This window comes from Bacteroides sp. MSB163 (assembly GCF_036416795.1).
Taxonomy (GTDB): domain Bacteria; phylum Bacteroidota; class Bacteroidia; order Bacteroidales; family Bacteroidaceae; genus Bacteroides; species Bacteroides maternus.
The window spans coordinates 5,472,501-5,491,815 of the sequence record NZ_CP143867.1 but is presented as its reverse complement, the minus strand read 5'-3'; the positions used below and the strand labels follow the sequence as shown (position 1 = coordinate 5,491,815).

Annotated in this window: 16 protein-coding genes; 12 read left to right on the top strand and 4 right to left on the bottom strand. The window is 39.7% G+C overall.

Annotated elements, in window-relative coordinates:
- Positions 1 to 25 precede the first annotated feature (25 nt).
- Entirely contained in the window at positions 26 to 982 is a 957-nt protein-coding gene (locus VYM24_RS21745) for a hypothetical protein (protein ID WP_394332319.1), read from the bottom strand.
- 362 nt (positions 983 to 1,344) lie between these two features.
- Here VYM24_RS21745 and VYM24_RS21740 point away from each other — a divergent pair, with 362 nt between their 5' ends.
- The 12 genes from VYM24_RS21740 (at position 1,345) to rplT (ending at position 15,226) form a co-directional block, all read left to right on the top strand.
- The gene (locus tag VYM24_RS21740) at positions 1,345 to 2,484 is read left to right on the top strand and encodes a site-specific integrase (RefSeq protein ID WP_044272403.1); all 1,140 of its coding nucleotides are present in this window, start codon (positions 1,345 to 1,347) and stop codon (positions 2,482 to 2,484) included.
- Between the two features lie 1,131 nt (positions 2,485 to 3,615).
- Positions 3,616 to 4,860, top strand: a complete 1,245-nt coding sequence (locus VYM24_RS21735; protein WP_299096401.1) for a hypothetical protein — start codon at positions 3,616 to 3,618, stop codon at positions 4,858 to 4,860.
- Between the two features lie 10 nt (positions 4,861 to 4,870).
- Positions 4,871 to 6,382 carry a carboxypeptidase-like regulatory domain-containing protein gene (locus VYM24_RS21730; RefSeq protein WP_330940933.1) on the top strand — a complete coding sequence of 504 codons (1,512 nt, stop codon included), beginning with the start codon at positions 4,871 to 4,873 and terminating at the stop codon, positions 6,380 to 6,382.
- Positions 6,383 to 6,436: 54 nt separating this feature from the next.
- Positions 6,437 to 7,186, top strand: coding sequence for a YjbH domain-containing protein (locus VYM24_RS21725; protein ID WP_330940932.1), 750 nt, complete (start codon positions 6,437 to 6,439; stop codon positions 7,184 to 7,186).
- Between the two features lie 59 nt (positions 7,187 to 7,245).
- Positions 7,246 to 8,454 (top strand): OmpA family protein, encoded by a 1,209-nt coding sequence (locus VYM24_RS21720; RefSeq protein ID WP_299096407.1) that lies wholly within the window; start codon positions 7,246 to 7,248, stop codon positions 8,452 to 8,454.
- Positions 8,455 to 8,582: 128 nt separating this feature from the next.
- A complete protein-coding gene (ruvX, locus tag VYM24_RS21715; RefSeq protein ID WP_044272080.1) occupies positions 8,583 to 9,005 on the top strand; it encodes a Holliday junction resolvase RuvX in 423 nt (140 codons plus the stop codon).
- Between the two features lie 57 nt (positions 9,006 to 9,062).
- Entirely contained in the window at positions 9,063 to 9,617 is a 555-nt protein-coding gene (gene def, locus VYM24_RS21710; protein WP_044272082.1) for a peptide deformylase, read from the top strand.
- Between the two features lie 116 nt (positions 9,618 to 9,733).
- On the top strand, positions 9,734 to 11,773 hold the full coding sequence (locus VYM24_RS21705; RefSeq protein WP_291552919.1) for a tetratricopeptide repeat protein: 2,040 nt from the start codon (positions 9,734 to 9,736) through the stop codon (positions 11,771 to 11,773).
- Positions 11,774 to 11,852: 79 nt separating this feature from the next.
- Positions 11,853 to 13,793, top strand: a complete 1,941-nt coding sequence (thrS, locus tag VYM24_RS21700; RefSeq protein WP_291552916.1) for a threonine--tRNA ligase — start codon at positions 11,853 to 11,855, stop codon at positions 13,791 to 13,793.
- Between the two features lie 122 nt (positions 13,794 to 13,915).
- A complete protein-coding gene (infC, locus tag VYM24_RS21695; RefSeq protein ID WP_044272088.1) occupies positions 13,916 to 14,512 on the top strand; it encodes a translation initiation factor IF-3 in 597 nt (198 codons plus the stop codon).
- A 69-nt stretch (positions 14,513 to 14,581) separates the two neighbouring features.
- A complete protein-coding gene (gene rpmI, locus VYM24_RS21690; protein WP_007214084.1) occupies positions 14,582 to 14,779 on the top strand; it encodes a 50S ribosomal protein L35 in 198 nt (65 codons plus the stop codon).
- Between the two features lie 96 nt (positions 14,780 to 14,875).
- Entirely contained in the window at positions 14,876 to 15,226 is a 351-nt protein-coding gene (rplT, locus tag VYM24_RS21685) for a 50S ribosomal protein L20 (RefSeq protein ID WP_007214085.1), read from the top strand.
- 500 nt (positions 15,227 to 15,726) lie between these two features.
- Here rplT and VYM24_RS21680 read toward each other — a convergent pair whose 3' ends face one another.
- Genes VYM24_RS21680 through VYM24_RS21670 form a run of 3 tightly spaced genes read right to left on the bottom strand, consistent with a single transcriptional unit; the run spans position 15,727 to position 19,235 of the window.
- Entirely contained in the window at positions 15,727 to 17,034 is a 1,308-nt protein-coding gene (locus VYM24_RS21680; RefSeq protein ID WP_291552911.1) for a phenylacetate--CoA ligase family protein, read from the bottom strand.
- A gap of 22 nt (positions 17,035 to 17,056) precedes the next feature.
- Positions 17,057 to 17,638 (bottom strand): indolepyruvate oxidoreductase subunit beta, encoded by a 582-nt coding sequence (locus VYM24_RS21675; protein WP_330940931.1) that lies wholly within the window; start codon positions 17,636 to 17,638, stop codon positions 17,057 to 17,059.
- A gap of 4 nt (positions 17,639 to 17,642) precedes the next feature.
- A complete protein-coding gene (locus VYM24_RS21670) occupies positions 17,643 to 19,235 on the bottom strand; it encodes a thiamine pyrophosphate-dependent enzyme (protein WP_291552907.1) in 1,593 nt (530 codons plus the stop codon).
- Positions 19,236 to 19,315: the final 80 nt, after the last annotated feature.

Genomic DNA, 19,315 nt, shown 5'->3' with positions numbered 1-19,315 from the left:
CTTTTTCATCTCAATAAAATTAAAATTAATAAACTAATAATTCTGATTTAATAAAATATGGATTAAAACTATTTGATTGCATTATATTGTCGCCGGGTGACGAACGATAGCTTTTATAATAATATTGTTCGTTCCCTGCATTATACGCCATTCCCATGTTCTTGGAAGAGATAAAACGAGGAATATATCCTTTCCTCTTATATTTATAAGGTGGCAAGGCAATCTGAAAACGAAAGCCGCCGTTGGACTTTGCGCCTTGCGCTTTCATTGCGTAAAAGCCTATTGAAGCATAGCGGAAATGCCGGATAATATCTACTCGCACTCCTTTTTCACCCAATAAATACTGTTCAAGTTTCATAGTCGTCTCTACATTATATTGTGGCCAATAGAAATAACCTCCAACTGACCATGTCATTTTTTTCTGTGTTCCAAAGTGGCAGATAAATCCGTCCCAGTATGCCGCTCCTGTATATCCGATACGTCCTTCAATTCCAAATCTGTTATCACAGATTAAACGATGACTGATCTTCACATCTACTCCATAACGTTCGCTACTGAAATGCCCTACTGTAAGTGTTCCCCAGATATTATGGGGCAATCTTACTGTTTGTGATATGCCAATAAAACCAGGATGTATCTTATTATACATATCCGGATATCCGTCATTATAAATAGGTGCTTCCAGTTGTGCTGTCAGTCTCATCCCTTTCCAGAAAGAAACTTCTATTGCCGGTGCCAGATTGAACAGAACCTGATATATTTGCGTAATTACTAGGTTCTTCAATGATAATTCCGGATATATTACCACGTCCACTTTAAACAAAGAACTATTCTTCTTTTTTACTTTACCTGCTTTTTTCCAATTAGTACCCAGATTATAGCTTACATCCCAATCCTGCCGAGCCACCTCTGGCACACTATCGCCTATGATTGGCTTATAAAGCAAAGAAATTTGAGGCACATTATTATCCAGAACTACAATCCGGCATGGCTTTTTATCCGGAAATCAGGATAAAGAAATATCAGATAAATAAAATAGACAATTAGCTAGTATTTAGTGAATTGCATAATACTAAACAATATCATTACTTTCCGTTATTGTTTCTTTTTTAGACATTAATATTATATATTTGTTGCTGGTTTGTTACTATTTCTACATCATTGGAATAAATAGGCTTTCTTTTTATTTTTCTAATATTCAATAAATTAAATACAAATAGAAGTAACAGAACTGAATAAAACTCAAAAGCAGAATCATTTGAAACCTGTTTTTGTTACCGTGATGTTACTATAAAAATAAAGATGTATGCTATTTTCAATAGATAGAAGATGCTAAACAGAGATATGAAGGAAGAACTAAAAATAAAAGAGCCAATAAAGCTGAGAGTCAAACATCTCGCCAATGGCAATAAATCGATATATCTTGATATGTATATGAATGGGAAACGAAAATACGAGTTCCTGAAATTATATATTATACCTGAATATAATAAATCAGACAGGGTACGTAATAGTGAAACACTAAAATTAGCAAATGCCATTAAAGCCCAGAGAATTATTGAATTGCAAAATCAGAGTCATGGTTTTAAAATTAATAAAATGTCTCATATTAAACTGATTGATTATATACAGGGCGTAGCTGAGAAGAAGTCTGAGAATGAGGTGCGCAAAACGGTATTACATGCTGTAGTCTATCATCTTAGGCGTTATGATCCTAATGATACCCAACTAAGCCGGATAGACAAAGATTATATTTTGGGATTCTTGGATTATCTAAAAGCAGCAAAGCAAACTCATACCAAGAAAGAGAAACTTTTGCATGTTAATACTCAAGTCTATTATTATAAAATGCTGAGGTATTGTCTGAATTATGCAGTATCGGAAGAACTGATATCGGCTAACCCCATGAATAAAATGAAGAATGAAGAAAAGCCGCATAAGCATCGTACAGAAAGAGAATATCTTACTATTGACGAATTGAGAAAGTTGGCGCAAACTCCTTTTTACAATACTTTATTAAAAAAAGCTTTTCTCTTCAGCTGTTTTTGTGGGCTGAGACATTCTGATATCATAGCACTCACATGGGGAGATATAGAGATGGACGGGGAGGGTAATTCCCGGCTGCATATCATACAAAAGAAAACCAAGGAGGCCATTTCTTTACCTTTAAGCCCAGAAGCTATAAAACAGTTACCCAAGCGGGAAGATGCCAAGGATAGTGATATAATATTCAAAAAGTTAATAACGTTGGGAAGAACAAATGAAATTTTACCCAAATGGGCTGAACAGGCTGGGATTAAAAAACATATCACATTCCATACAGCCAGACATACCCACGCAACTATGTTGCTAACTTTAGGCGTCGATCTGTATACTGTTTCCAAATTACTTGGGCATACCAACATACAGACTACACAGATTTATGCCAAACTTGTTGATGAAAGCAAGAAAAAGGCAATTGACCTCATACCTAATATAACATAATTTATTTCATAAAAACAAAAGGATTATGATACAAATTGAAATACGTTTGTAGCATAGAATTTTCTTCATTCTCACTTTAAACCCTGAAAATCATTTCAGAAAATGCAGTATGATAGACACAGGCAAGCAACAGCAAAATGAAAGCAATTTATCCATTCTACCATTCTAATTGATAGATTATACTTGTTTTATATAACATGTGACATTTGCAAAATTTACCTTCCAACATATTTTATGAATAAATAGAGATTATATATTCCGTAACTATGCATATTATTGCAGATTTGCGTGCTATTTATACCAAAAAGGGTTACTACTTATAGACAAAAGGGTTACTACATATAGGCTATATCATTACTACTTACTGGCAAAAGGGTTACTACTTACTAGTAATAAACCTATTCATCTCGATATTTCACGTTTATTAACAAGATCTTTGCTCTAAAAAGGATGTAACTATTTCGATATACATCTAATAATCTGTGTTTTGCTATTTTTCAATTCTTTCTTTTCATCACCACATCCATTAGATTGAAAACAATGGATTCTCAGCTAACTAAAAATACAAAATGTCAAAAGGATTATTTACCTGCTTTTTGAAACTTTATACATAACAAAGTTAAAACCTCCTGAACTTAAAAAATCATATCGCATGTTTATAAAAAAGACCCATTGGCGAAATTAATGTTTTCTTCCTCGCGTCTGCAAAGACTCAAGACCGGGTTCTGTTCACATCTGTCCCATATCCTGGTCCGTACCTGACTAAAGCCAGGCCAACGACTAATCCCGCCAACGGGTAAAAGAGGTTATAAATTATCATTGTAAGTACGTGGAATGAACTTCAGAACTTTTAAGCAAATAATAATTCGTTTTTTATGAAACACATATATAATCAGAATTACGTTTAAAGGTCTATTTTTCATATAAATGTCGCATTTATTAGTCATTTATTAACCTCTTAATCATGCATTATAAGCTTATAGGCAAAGAATGTTAGCGTAATGAGAACAATTATGCAGAAAAAGCTACATTATTTTATTTTTTCATGTAAAATTCTTTGGTATTATTAAAAATGTGTCTATTTTTGCACCATATTTTGTGTCGTAAAGATATGAAAATTGAATAAATAAAATGAGGTATAGAAACTCTAACATGGGAAAGTGTCTAGCTACTAAAACAATAGCACAATGTGCGGCGCTCTTTTTATTCTGTTTGCTTCCTTTAAAGGGAATTTGCCAAACAGGAGAAAGTACGGTGAATACTTTAGTAGAGATGGGATTTGAAAATGTGGGGTGGACGGAAGATGGCAAAGAGCGTGTATACGTCTTGCAAAATTCCGCGTATCGTCTGAATGGAGTCGGCATTGGTAAGGCGGTAGACATTATTCAAAAAATGGGTTTACCGGATAAAAAGCCATGCCGAGTAATTGTTTTAGACAATAATGTGCCTCAGATTTCTCTCTATTATAAGCCGATAATCGGTGATAGTGTTCCGGAAGCAAGCCGTCAGGATTGGAACGTTAGTTATGATTTGGGTGGAACGTGGAAGGAAGCACGGAAAATAGGGAGGAAGAATAGCTCTTTGTTTAAGGTAGATGTGGTGGTATATCCGGAAGTTTCATTGAAGAATCTGATTATAACGCAGATTTATCAAGTGCTGTTTAATTTGTCACCGGCGATTGAGGTTTCATTTTGGAAAGGGATGAAGTTGACGGCGCAGGTTGTTGTTCCTGTTTATAATGACGGGTATGGACGAAGAGCCGGTAGAGTACATCCGGGCTTTTTAACATTGCAACAAACCGTTCGCTTGCCTTATAATATATGGCTTACCGGAACTTTGGGGATGTTTAATGCTGAACGCTATGGAGGAGACCTTCGACTACTACATACATTTAAGGATGAAAGGTTTTCAGTAGAAGGCCGGATTGGACTGACGGCTACACAACGATGGGATGGATTTGAATGGACCTATGGCACAAAAACAAGAATGACCTGGGCTTTAGGGGCGAATTTTTATTATCCGCATTATAATGTGCAGGCAAGTCTGAAAGTAGAACAATATCTGTTAGGAGAAAAAGGGGTGAGGTTCGACTTGATTCGTCACTTTCGTTATGCTTCAATAGGTTTCTACGCAATGAAAGCGGAGGGGGCAAGTGCTAACGGAGGATTCAGGTTCCAAGTGGCATTGCCGCCTTATAAATATAAGAGAAAAGGATATATTCCACGAGTTACTCCATCTAAAAATATGGGAATTGCCTACAATGCCGGCAATGAACAGTATTATTATAGAGGATATAGAGCGAACCCGGGGGAGAATATAATGCAGAATAATAGTTTTAACCCATATTTTATTAAATCAGAATTACTAAATTTTTAATTTTATTGAGATGAAAAAGAAAAGTTTATTCAGTGGTTTTAATGCTAAATTGGCATTAACCGTAGTAGCCTTATCTGGGGCTCTTTTAACCGGATGTTATAAGGATGAAGGCTTGGATGTAAATGGTCCTGCCGGTGAAGTTACACTCCCGGCTCCAGTTTATACGATTGCCGGTACAGTAGTTGATGCTGAAACCTTGGCTCCCATTGCAAGCGCTAACGTAGCCGGAGGTGTTACCGCAACTGTTAGCAATGGCGGATTTACAGCAAAAGTTACGGATCCCAAAGCTTATGAACTCACTGTTAGCGCAGCTAACTATGAAGATACAAAAGTTACAGTGAATGTTGTAAAGATTGAAGCTGGTCAGACCGCTGTATATCCTGCTTTTGTTGCTATGCAACCTAAGTATAAAGGCACTTATAAGCTTGCTGTGAAAGATACTGAACTAGGTAATCTGACTTTCGGTACAGATTATACGATTCAGACTGTATCTGGAACTGAAGTTACAGATGTCAATGCTGTTCTTGGTGGTGAGACTTATATAATCAAAATCACAAAAGAAGGCTATGTAACCAAATATGTAACTGCTGAGTTGCTGAAGCTTAGATCTTCTGAAAGCGGAAAGGATAAAACTATTATCGTTACTTTGACGAAAGCTCCCGTTGGTGTAGTAAAAATCTCTGGTGTATTGACTGTTAATGGCGTTCTATATAATGCTAAAGCTATTACTTTATATAATGAGGAAAAGTCAAAGGTACTTGGAGTTGACGAAGGCTATACTTATAATTTTGAGGTTCCCGCTGACTTGTTCACTGTTCTAACAAGAGCTGACTCAGAAAAGAAATCTGCAACATTTGTCTTTGAGATTGTAGGGCCGAATAATGAAACAATTACATTCAAGAAGAGAATAGAGATTCAAGACGATGGCACAAGTGATAGTGAAGTTGATTCACCGATCAACTATGCGGTAAATCTGGTTGATCCTGCTCAGACTAAAAAACTTGAAAAATTCTTTAAAACAGTCACTGTAGATATCTGCAATGATGATGAACCGGCCGGTTTACCATTTAACATTACTTATACGGATTATATCGGTACTGTAAAAGTAGAGGGTAATTATGAGACTAAGTTGAAAGAGGTAGGACTGACAGTTGGTAATCCAATTTATGAGCAAATTACAAGCTTGATGACTGCTAATGTAATCGCGGAATTCGGTAAAGAAGAAAAAACATTAAACTCAAAAACTGATTTCGATTACGTAATTCCTTATGATAATTGGCTGAAAACACTGGATGTTACTCGTGTATATAATCAGATAACTCGTGAAGTGGCAAGTATCACAGTTAATGATGTTCCGGTTGAAGGTACATTAACGAAATTGAATGGTGCTAACAATGTAGTAAAAGAAGCTAATGGTATTGAACTTAGCAACTATATTGTAGATACTGTATCTCATGCTCACAGTCACGGTCATGGTCATGGAAGTGGTAATGCCGGTGGTGGTATTGTAGTTCCTGAATAATCGTGAGATAGCAATCTATACAATTAAGTCGGAAGTATAAACGAATTGAAAAGAATGCAGATAAAACGATTTATAACAACGTGCATATTTTTATGCTGTGCGTTTGTACTTTCGGCTCAATTAACTTATGGTACTACAGGTTTGATGCATGCCCCTTCTGCAGAAATGCAGAAAGATAAGACAATAATGCTGGGTGCCAACTTTATGAACAAGGAGATAACTCCTCCTACGTGGTACTATCATACGTATAACTATTACCTGAACGTGACCTTTTTCCCCTGGCTGGAAGTGGCGTACACATGTACACTTTTCAAAGCGGAAGCACTGGGCTTGAAGCCTTACGGTTACTCAGGTTTTACGAATCAGGACAGATATTTCTCTGTCCGGCTGCGAGCTTTGAAAGAAGGGCAATTCTGGAAGTATATGCCGGCTGTGGTTCTGGGTACATCAGACCCGTTTACTTCTTCCGGAGGTGGTTCGATTGGTTCTACGGAAGGAAACGGATATTTCAGCCGTTTCTATATAGCCGCAACCAAGCATCTGCCGATAGGAATAGAAGAAATCGGAGTACACCTCTCTTATTTATATAATCAGAGAAAGGAGTACAAACTGAACGGAGTAGCGGCGGGTATCACTTACAATCCCAGTTTCGCACCGGATTTGAGGGTGATAGCGGAATATGATTCGAAGGATTTTGCGTTGGGTGCCACCTATTTGTTGTTCAACCATTTGCATTTACAGGTGGAATTACAACGAATGCAATATTTCACTGGTGGATTGATGTTCAGGTTCAACCTGAAATAAGAGAATGGTGAAGAATGAATAAGTAATAAAGAGTTAAATCTATTAAAAACTAAAAAACAATGAAAAGTAAATTAGTAATATTATCTTTACTGTTGTCGGGAGCAGCTGTTGTTGCCACTGCACAAACTAAGGAGAAGTACTACAGTGAGAGCTGGAAGGACAATATCTTTATTAGTGTGGGGGTGGGTGCACAGGCCGGTACAAATCCTGACAGCAAATTTGGTAAGACAGTGACTCCTCTGATCAATCTATCAGTGGGTAAGTACATTTCTCCTATATGGGGAGTTCGTGGACAAATCTACGGTTGGCAATCAAAGCAGGAAACTGCTTATCCATTTCTGGATTTGGATAATCGCAAGGAACGCAAAGAAAATTATGTAGGGTTGAACGCTGATGCTATGTTGAACCTTACCAACTTGATTTGTGGTTATAATCCAGATCGTTTATTTGAGTTGAGTGTATTCGCAGGTCCTTCGGTTAACATAGTGAAAAACTATGCAGATTGGCAATTGGGATATAAAACTGATGCAGGAGTAACGACTCCGAATGGAGATACGAAATATACTACAACGATTGATCCTGCAACTACTACACCTGTTAATCATGATTTACGTTGGTTGGTTGGTGCCAGTGTAGGTGTAGGAGCTAAATTTAATGTGAATAGATCTTTGGCTATCGATGTAGAAGCTCGCGGTCAGGTTACTCCGTCAATCTTGGGTGCTTATAGTAGCGCTAATACCGATGGTTATATTCATCTGACTGCAGGTGTTACTTATACTTTCGGTGGCAAGAAGTTCGTAGCTTGTGGCTCGAAAGTTGATCAGAATGCTATCAACAACGAAATCAATAAGTACAGAAGTGAGCTGGCACAAGCTCAGGCTGACCTGGCTAACGCTAAGAACGCTTTGGCTAACGCTAAGCCTGTAACTAAGGAAGTAGTGAAAGAAATTGAAGTTGCCGGTCCTCGTGCCATCTTCTTCAAGATTGGTAGCGCTCGTATCGATGATTACGGTATGGTTAACATCCAGTTGGCCGCTAAGATTCTGAAGGCTAACCCGGATAAGAAGTACAAAGTTGCCGGTTATGCTGACAAGGCTACGGGTAGCGCTTCCTGGAACCAGAAGTTGTCTGAAAAACGTGCTCAGGCTGTTTACGACGCATTGATTAAGGAAGGCGTTAATAAGGATCAGCTCGAACTCGTTGGATTCGGTGGTACTGCTAACATGTTCGGTAAGAACTATTTGAACCGAGTAGTAATTCTGGAATAAGATATAGGGCAAAGAGTTGTAAACTCTAAACAAGAGAGGGGGCTTAACATGAGTTAGGCCTCCTTTTTTGTTATTATGACAGCAGATGAGGCAAATATCAAATTTTAATCGTAATTTTGTAGCCCATTATGAGTAGAATATTAGCGATTGATTACGGTAAAAAGCGTACGGGGATAGCCGTCAGCGATACGTTGCAAATGATTGCTAACGGGTTGACAACTGTGCCTACACATGAACTGTTGACGTTCATCCTTGATTATGTAGGAAAAGAACCGGTGGAACGCATTCTTGTAGGGCTTCCTAAACAAATGAACAATGAAGCTTCGGAAAATATGAAGCGAATAGAGCCTTTTGTTCGTTCGTTGAAGAAAAAATTGCCGGCAATGCCTATTGAGTATGTTGACGAGCGTTTTACTTCTGTTTTGGCACATCGTACTATGCTGGAGGCTGGGCTGAAGAAAAAAGATCGACAGAATAAAGCTTTGGTAGATGAAATCAGTGCGACTATTATCCTACAAAGTTATTTGGAGAATAAACGTTTTGCCTTATAATAAGGTATATATACTTAATATATAATAGTGATTTAATAATTTGTAATTAGATAAACAATGATTTTACCCATTTACGTGTACGGGCAGCCCGTATTGAGAAAAGTGGCGGAAGATATTACTCCCGACTATCCTGGTTTGAAAGAGTTAATAGCGAATATGTTCGAAACGATGGACCATGCAGAAGGTGTGGGACTTGCTGCTCCACAAATTGGACTTCCTATTCGTGTTGTAGTAGTAGATTTGGATGTACTGTCTGAAGATTATCCGGAGTATAAGAATTTTCGGAAAGCATATATCAATCCTCATATCCTTGAAGTATCTGGTGAAGAAATATCTATGGAAGAAGGATGTTTGAGTCTTCCTGGTATCCATGAGTCTGTGAAACGCGGTAATAAAATTCATGTTACATATATGGATGAAGATATGGTGGAGCATGATGAGGTTGTTGAAGGTTATCTGGCGCGTGTGATGCAACATGAGTTTGACCATCTGGAGGGAAAGATGTTTATTGATCACTTGTCTCCCCTGCGTAAACAAATGATTAAGGGAAAACTGAATGCGATGTTGAAGGGCAAGGCTCATTGCACGTATAAAGTGAAAACTGTGAAATAAGCCAATCTTATAATATGGTATAAAAGGCTCAAAAAATATAAAAAGTCTTCCGCTAATCCTGCCAGGTAAATGAAAAACATTAAATTTGTTTCGTTTACAAGCATTTATAAGACAAGATGATAAAAAAGATACTGACGGCTTTCCTGTTGCTTCCAACGTTGCTGTGTGCGCAGATCAATACGGAGCGGGTGATGACAATCGCGCGTAACGCATTGTATTTTGAAGACTATGTGCTTTCTATCCAGTATTTCAACCAGGTAATTAACGCTAAGCCTTATTTATATGAGCCTTACTTTTTTCGTGGTTTGGCAAAGATTAATTTGGATGATTTCCAAGGTGCGGAAGCGGACTGTAATGCTGCTATCCAGCGTAATCCTTTTGTGGTGGGCGCTTATCAGATACGTGGATTGGCTCGTATCCGGCAGAATAATTATGACGGAGCCATAGAGGATTATAAGACAGCCTTGAGATATGATCCGGAAAATCTTGTCTTGTGGCATAATCTTTCTCTTTGCCACATGCAGAAGGAGGACTATGGAGCAGCTAAAGAGGATCTGGGGAAATTGTTGAAAATAGCGCCCAGATATACTCGTGCTTATCTGATGCGTGGTGAAGTATCACTGAAGCAGAAAGATACGATACAGGCCTTGAATGATTTTGAAAAGGCGATTGAAATGGATCGCTATGATCCCGATGGGTGGGGAGCACGTGCTATTGTCCGTCTGCAACAAGGAAAGTATGCGGATGCTGAAGCTGACTTGGATCATTCTATTCATTTGAGTGCAAAGAATGCGGGTAATTATATTAATCGTGCATTGGCTCGTTTTCATCAGAATAATTTGAGAGGTGCCATGAGTGATTATGATCTGGCATTGGATATTGATCCGAATAACTTCCTCGGACACTATAACCGTGGTTTGCTTCGTGCTCAGGTGGGTGATGATAACCGTGCAATAGAAGACTTTGATTTCGTTCTGCAGATAGAGCCGGATAATATGATGGCAACCTTTAACCGTGGTTTGCTACGTGCGCAGACCGGAAATTATCGTGGTGCAATCAGCGATTATTCGAAAGTGATTGATGAATACCCCAACTTTATGGCAGGATATTATCATCGTGCTGAAGCTCGTAAGAAGATCGGTGATCGTAAGGGGGCTGAACAGGATGAATTCAAACTCATGAAGATGCAGATTGACAAACGTAACGGAGTTACGGCAGATAATAAGGATGTCGCAGATAATAATGCTCAGGATGGTGAGGATAAGAGCAAGACGCGTAAGAAGTCCGATAAGAATATGGACAATTACCGGAAGATTGTGATTGCTGACGACTCTGAGCAGGATGAGAAGTATAAGAGTGATTACCGCGGACGTGTACAGGACCGGAATGTATCTGTCAAGATGGAACCGATGTATGCGCTGACCTATTATGAGAAATTAAGCGAGGTAAAACGTATCGTTCATTTCCATAAGTATATCGAGGAGTTGAATCATTCTAAATTGTTCCCGAAGCCTTTGCGCATCACCAATATGGAAGCTCCGTTGACGGAAGAACAAGTGAGATTCCATTTTGCTTTGGTCGACTCGCATACCTCGGATATTGTAACAGATGATAAAGATGCCAAGAAACGTTTCTTACGTGGGCTTGACTTCTATTTGGTTCAAGACTTTGCCAGCTCCATTGATGACTTTACGCAGGCGATTTTGCTGGATGATAAGTTCTTCCCGGCTTATTTCATGCGAGCATTGGTGCGCTACAAACAGCTGGAATATAAAAAAGCGGAAGCTGAGTTAACTGAAGGTGTTCCCGGAGCTTCTCCCGATAGTAAGAAACAACCAGAAGTAACGTCAATAGATTATGATATTGTGAAAAATGATTTGGATCATGTCATCCAATTGGCTCCTGATTTTGTTTATGGCTATTATAACCGTGCCAATGTATTATCAATGTTGAAAGATTACCGTGGAGCATTAGAGGATTATAATAAGGCTATTGAATTGAACAAAGACTTTGCTGAAGCTTATTTCAACCGTGGTTTGACTCATATCTTCCTGGGTAACAACAAGCAGGGAATTACAGATCTGAGTAAGGCGGGTGAATTGGGTATCGTATCGGCTTATAATATTATAAAGAGGTTTACCGATACGCGTGAATAACATTTTTTTGCTAAAAAATAAAATATCAAAAAAGAATTAGCTATTTTTGCGTTCTGAAAATTGAAATATACACAACATTATGATAAAGATAACATTTCCAGACGGCTCCGTACGTGAGTATAACGAAGGAGTAACGGGACTGCAGATTGCAGAAAGTATCAGTTCACGCCTGGCACAGGAAGTGCTGGCATGTGGCGTGAACGGTGAGATTTATGATTTGGGACGTCCTATCAATGAGGATGCTGAGTTTGTTCTCTATAAATGGGAAGATGAGCAGGGCAAACACGCTTTTTGGCATACCAGTGCTCACTTGCTGGCCGAAGCTTTACAGGAATTGTATCCGGGTATTCAGTTCGGTATTGGTCCTGCTATCGAAAACGGTTTCTATTATGATGTGGATCCGGGGGAAGCTGTCATTAAAGAATCTGACCTTCCGGTTATTGAAGCCAAGATGGCAGAATTAGTGGCGAAGAAGGAAGCTGTTGTAAGAGAAAGTATTTCAAAAACGGATGCATTGAAGAAATTCGGTGACCGTGGTGAGAACTATAAGTGTGAGTTGATCTCCGAATTGGAAGATGGTCGCATAACAACTTATACACAAGGTGCTTTCACGGATTTATGCCGTGGTCCACACTTGATGACTACCGCGCCGATCAAGGCTATTAAGTTGATGTCGGTGGCCGGTGCATATTGGCGTGGACATGAGGATCGTAAGATGATGACGCGTATTTATGGTATCACATTCCCGAAAAAGAAAATGTTGGATGAATATCTGGCTATGCTGGAAGAAGCCAAGAAGCGTGATCATCGTAAGATCGGCAAGGAAATGGATTTATTTATGTTCTCCGACACAGTGGGTAAAGGACTGCCGATGTGGTTGCCGAAGGGGACTGCGCTGCGCTTGCGTCTGCAGGAATTCTTGCGTCGTATCCAGGCACGTTACGATTATCAGGAGGTTATCACTCCCCCGATCGGTAACAAGTTGTTGTATATCACTTCCGGTCACTATGCAAAATATGGTAAAGATTCGTTCCAACCTATTCATACGCCCGAAGAAGGAGAGGAGTACTTCTTGAAACCGATGAATTGTCCTCATCACTGTATGATTTATAAGAATTCTCCGCGATCATATAAAGATTTGCCTTTGCGCTTGGCTGAGTTTGGTACAGTTTGTCGTTATGAGCAAAGTGGTGAATTACATGGATTAACGCGTGTACGTAGTTTTACGCAGGATGATGCACATATCTTCTGCCGTCCCGATCAGGTGAAGGATGAATTCTTGCGTGTGATGGATATTATTTCAATCGTATTCCGTTCCATGGACTTTGCCAATGTAGAGGCTCAGATTTCCTTGCGTGACAAAGTGAATCGTGAAAAATATATTGGTAGCGATGAAAACTGGGAAAGAGCTGAACAATCTATCATTGAGGCTTGTGAAGAAAAGGGCTTGACTGCCAGAATTGAGTATGGTGAAGCTGCTTTCTATGGTCCGAAGTTGGATTTTATGGTGAAAGATGCTATCGGCCGCCGTTGGCAGTTGGGTACCATTCAGGTGGACTATAACTTGCCGGAGCGTTTTGAATTGGAATATACAGGCGCTGATAATCAGAAACATCGTCCGGTAATGATACACCGTGCGCCGTTTGGTTCTATGGAGCGTTTTGTTGCTGTGCTTATTGAGCATACGGCTGGTAAATTCCCATTGTGGCTGACTCCTGAACAGGTGGCTATTCTGCCCATTAGCGAAAAATTCAATGACTACGCACAAGAAGTGAAGAAATTCTTGAAACAATACGATATTCGTGCAATTGTGGATGAGCGTAACGAGAAGATAGGACGTAAGATTCGCGATAACGAATTGAAGCGTATTCCTTACATGTTGATTGTGGGTGAAAAAGAAGCTGAGAATAGAGAAGTTTCTGTCCGCAAGCAAGGGGAAGGCGATAAGGGTACCATGAAATTTGAAGAATTTGCTAAAATTTTGAACGAAGAAGTTCAGAATATGATAAATAAATGGTAACTTTGCGCCCACTTATAAAAGCATAGCATATAGTGATGTTTTAAAGATAGCTTTTATCTAATTTAAAAAATAATAATTTGGGAGTAATAAATAAGAAACAAACTGGAAATAGAGGTTATTTAATGAAAAATGACAGCTTAAAAGGGCAATACCGGATTAATGAGCAAATCCGTGCCAAAGAAGTCCGCATAGTGGGCGATGAAGTAGAACCAAACGTATATCCGATAGCTCAGGCATTAAAGCTTGCCGAAGAGCGTGAGGTGGATCTCGTGGAAATCTCTCCAAACGCGCAACCCCCTGTTTGTCGAATCGTTGATTACTCTAAATTTCTTTATCAGCTGAAGAAGCGTCAGAAGGAACAGAAGGCAAAGCAGGTTAAAGTAAATGTGAAGGAGATTCGTTTCGGTCCACAAACCGATGATCACGATTACAACTTCAAGTTGAAACATGCCAGAGGATTCTTGGAAGATGGTGATAAGGTGAAAGCCTATGTATTCTTTAAAGGTCGTTCAATCTTGTTTAAAGAACAGGGAGAGGTACTATTGCTGCGATTTGCCAATGATTTGGAAGACTATGCGAAAGTAGACCAAATGCCGGTATTGGAAGGGAAAAGAATGACCATTCAGCTTTCTCCAAAAAAGAAAGAGGCACCAAAGAAGCCTGCAGCACCGAAATCCGCAGAAGGATCGAAAGCGGCTCCGGCTGAAACAGAAGAATAAAAAAGAAATGAGTAACGCCACAGGTATAGTGCGTTGCCATATAATTTAAATAATTTAAAAATAAGTAAGATGCCAAAGATGAAGACTAACTCCGGTTCTAAAAAGAGATTTACTCTTACCGGAACAGGTAAAATCAAAAGAAAGCACGCTTTTCACAGTCATATCTTGACTAAGAAAACTAAGAAGCAAAAAAGAAACTTGTGCCATTCAACTACGGTTGACGTGACAAACGTAAGCCAAGTTAAGGAACTCTTAGCAATGAAGTAAAAAGCGTACAAAGTATTTTAAAGTATTAACCGAATGCATTAGCTTTAAGTCCGTTGCGTGAAGTAATGGCGCTAACATTCAAAAATTAGTAAAACTATGCCAAGATCAGTAAATCACGTTGCTTCAAGAGCAAGAAGAAAGAAAATTTTGAAATTAACCAGAGGCTACTTTGGTGCAAGAAAGAACGTATGGACCGTTGCCAAGAATACTTGGGAGAAAGGTTTGACTTATGCGTTCCGTGACCGTAAGAACAAGAAAAGAAACTTCCGCGCTTTGTGGATTCAGCGTATCAATGCTGCAGCTCGTTTGGAAGGTATGTCTTATTCTAAGCTGATGGGTGCTTTGCACAAAGCAGGAATCGAAATCAACCGTAAAGTTTTGGCTGATTTAGCGATGAACCATCCGGAAGCTTTCAAGGCTATCGTAGCTAAAGCAAAAGCAGCTTAAGTTTATTTAGCAAATAGTTGACAAAGTGCTGATTACGAATGAGTAATCGGCACTTTTTGCTTATAGTAGGGGAGATATTATATAAAATGTCTTGTCAGAAGGAAACAAAATCATGTTTTTCCTTGTTTCTTTGACGGAAACTTACTACATTTGTTGTAGAAAATATAGCCGCATTGATTGGATCGGGAAACTCATCAAACTATTATGAAATACCGAGACAAGCTTCGCTTCTCAATGGCGGGCCACGCCCTTCGGGGTAACCTTTGAGTCAGTGGATTACAAAGAGGACGAGCGCTCAAATCATGTCATTCGGAGTTTCATCACATCATCGGTGCGGCTTTTTTATAAAGGGGAACGGCAATCTTGGTTGATTACCGTTCCTTTTTTCTTTTAATGCCACTTCGTTATCTTGGGAGTTATTACATAAAAAAAACATCCCATGAATTTATTTCGCTTCATGGGATATTTTTTTATGTAGAGAGAGTGATCTCTTGAAAGAATTAGTGATTTTGACGTAGGTCTTTTACTCTGACTGCTTTTCCTTCGCTTTGTGGCAAGGAACCTTTTTTCACTAGTTTCAGTTTGGGAGTCACTAATATCTCGTCTTTCAATTGACGTGTGATCTCTTTGCGTATCTTTTCCAATTCAATGTAATTATCAGTAGAAAGATCGCTGAGTTCTACTTCCACAATCATTTCATCCTGATTGTTTACTGTTTCCAGTGTGATAAGATAATTGCTGCCTAATTGTGGGAATTGTACCAATATCTTTTCTACTTGCATTGGGAAGATGTTAACTCCCTTAATGATGAACATATCATCGCTACGTCCTTTAATACGGTCAATGCGTAGGTGGGTGCGTCCACATGGACATTCTCCGGGAAGAATACGGGTGAGATCTCGGGTGCGATACCGTAGAAGCGGCATCATCTCGCGGTCGAGAGTGGTCAGTACTAACTCACCAATTTCTCCATCTGGAACTGGTTCTCCTGTTTCAGGATCAATAATTTCAACCAGATAGCAATCCTCCCAAAAGTGCATGCCGTTTTGTTCCTGACATTCAAAAGCAACTCCAGGGCCGTTCATTTCTGTCATACCAAAGCTGTTATAAGCTTTAACACTTAACATACGTTCGATCTTTTTCCGTTGTTCATCTGTATGAGGCTCAGCACCAATGACAAGTGTTTTTAAGCTGGTGCTTGTCGGATCTATGCCTTCTTCTTGAATGACTTCTGCCAGGCGAATAGCATAGCTGGGAATAGCATGAAGCGCAGTTGTTTTGAAATCAGTGATGAATTTAATCTGTCGCTTACTGTTTCCGGCAGCAGCAGGAACTGTCAGTGCTCCCAAACGTTCTGCTCCATATTGGAAACCTAATCCTCCGGTGAACATACCATATCCGGAACTATTCTGGAAAACATCCGTTTTGCGTATGCCTACCATATAGAGACAGCGTGCTACCAGGTTTGCCCAAGAGTCCAGATCGTGCTGAGAATGAACAATCAGAGTCGGAGTACCGGTTGTTCCGCTTGAAGAATGAATACGTACGCCATCTTCCTGCATATTGCCTGAAACTAGACCAAAAGGGTAGGTGGCACGCATATCAGCTTTAGTGGTAAATGGGATTTTTCGAATATCTTCGAGGCTTTGAATGCTATCAGCTGTGATATTATGTTCCTGGAACACTTTTTTGTAATACGGTGAATTAGCTGCAATATTTATTGTCTTTTTAAGCCGCCGAAGTTGCAATTCCTGCAACTTCTCACGGCTCATGGTCTCTATGTCTTCTTCCCAGTATTTGTTATTCATGGTAGTTTGTTTTGGAGGGTCTTTACATTAATTTTTCAGCAATTTCTTTTCCGGCAGCCAGTGCTTTGAAGTTCATCTCTACAATAGCCTCGCCTTTGCGTTCGAAGATTTCGCGGATGCTGGTTTGTATTTTCTCATAATCAATTCCCAGAAAGGGAATGGTAGCCCCAAGCAAAACAATATTTGCTACGCGAATAGAACCAATTTCTTTAGCCACCTTATCCACATTCAGAACGATTTTATGGGGTAATTTATCCAACTCTGCCCGCACATCAGCTTCTGCTGGATAGTTGGGGATATTAACGAACGGAGTTTCGTTAGTTACCAGCCAGCCTTCAGGACTTAAATAGGGGAGATAGCGTAGTCCTTCCATGGGCTCAAGTGAGATGATCAAATCGCATTTGCCTGAAGGAATAAGATCAGAGGCAATAGGTTGATCACTGATACGTAAATTGGATTGTACGTCACCGCCACGTTGGCTCATGCCATGTACTTCCGCTTGTTTCATATATAATCCGTCTTTAAGGGCGGCTTTACCGATTACTGTGGCGATAGAGAGGATGCCTTGTCCACCAACGCCGGAAAGTATGATATCTTTTTTCATGGTTTTACTTGTTTCGTTTTTTACGGGCTAAAGTTTGAATGCATTCTCTGCGTGGAATAATAACAGATACACCACGATATTCGATTTCTTCACGGATAATCTGTTTCATTTCTTCATAATTCTTTTTAAGGGGAACTACTACGCGAATGTGTTCAGGAGCTACACCGATACCAGCGCAGATTGCTTCGATACGTCCTGTGCCGGCGGAATCCTGGCCGCCTGTCATAGCGGTAGTTTCATTGTCTGAGATGACAATGGTAACATTAGCATTTTCATTGACACAGTCTAGAAGTCCTGTCATGCCGGAATGGGTAAAAGTTGAGTCTCCGATAACTGCCACTGCAGGGTGAAGACCACCATCAGAGGCGCCTTTTGCCATTGTAATGGATGCCCCCATGTCTACACATGAATTGATGGCATTGAATGGCGCATTGGCTCCTAAAGTATAACAACCGATATCACTGAATACCTTATGAGTTGGATATTCTTCTTTCAGTACTTGCGTCAGTACAGTATACATATCACGATGTCCACAACCTTCGCAAAGTGCAGGTGGACGCATTTCTACAAGAGAAGGTACTCCAAACTCTGATTTGTTTTCTTTTCCTACGGTGCGCGCTACCTTGTCCGGATTTAATTCACCGTCCTGTGGCAATGTGCCATCCAGACGTCCTTTTACTTTAACGCCAATGCCGAGATAACCTTTCAACTGTTTCTCAACGAAAGGTTGTCCATCTTCCAATACCAGAATCTCATCGCAGGCTTCTACCAGCTGTAGAAGTTGTTTCTTGGGTAATGGGTATTGCCCAATCTTTAATACAGGATATTCACAACCGTCAGGATAGTTTTCCATCAGATAGTTGTAGCCGATACCGCAAGCTATGATACCCATTTTTTTGTTAGGACCATCTATATACTTATTATATGGAGAATTTTCAGAGGCTTCAATGAATTCAGCCTGACGTTCCAACAAAACTTTGTAACGTTTGCGTGCATTACCTGGTAATAGGATAAATTGGCGTGGGTCTTCACTGAAAGATATTTCATTCTGGACTTGTTGAGCCTTTTGCTCTACACCTGAACGAGAGTGGGCGAGGCGGGTGACCATACGCAATAATATCGGTTCACCGATTTTTTCGGAGAATGCAAAGCCGTTATAAACCATGTCGTACGCTTCTTGCTGATTACTTGGTTCATACATGGGAATAAGTGAGAAATCACCGTAAAAGCGGCTGTCTTGTTCATTTTGTGAAGAGTGCATGCTGGGATCATCCGCTGCTATTACAATTAATCCACCTTTTACACCGGTAACGGCTGAATTGATAAAACAGTCGGCAGCTACATTCATACCTACATGTTTCATGCAGACTAATGCTCGTTTACCAACAAATGACATCCCCAAAGCGGCTTCCATTGCGGTCTTTTCGTTAGAAGACCAACGACTGTGAATATTTTGTTCAGTCGTAATGGGTGCCATTTGGATGTATTCTGTTATTTCCGTGGAAGGAGTGCCGGGGTAGGCGTAAACACCTGAGAGTCCGGCATCTAATGCAGCTTGTGCAATGGCTTCATCGCCAAGTAAGAGTTGCTTGCTCATATCTGATTGTTTTAATGTTAGTCATGGATTATTAATAAGAAAATAATCTGCGTTTTTCACTCGCAAATATAGCCTTTTGC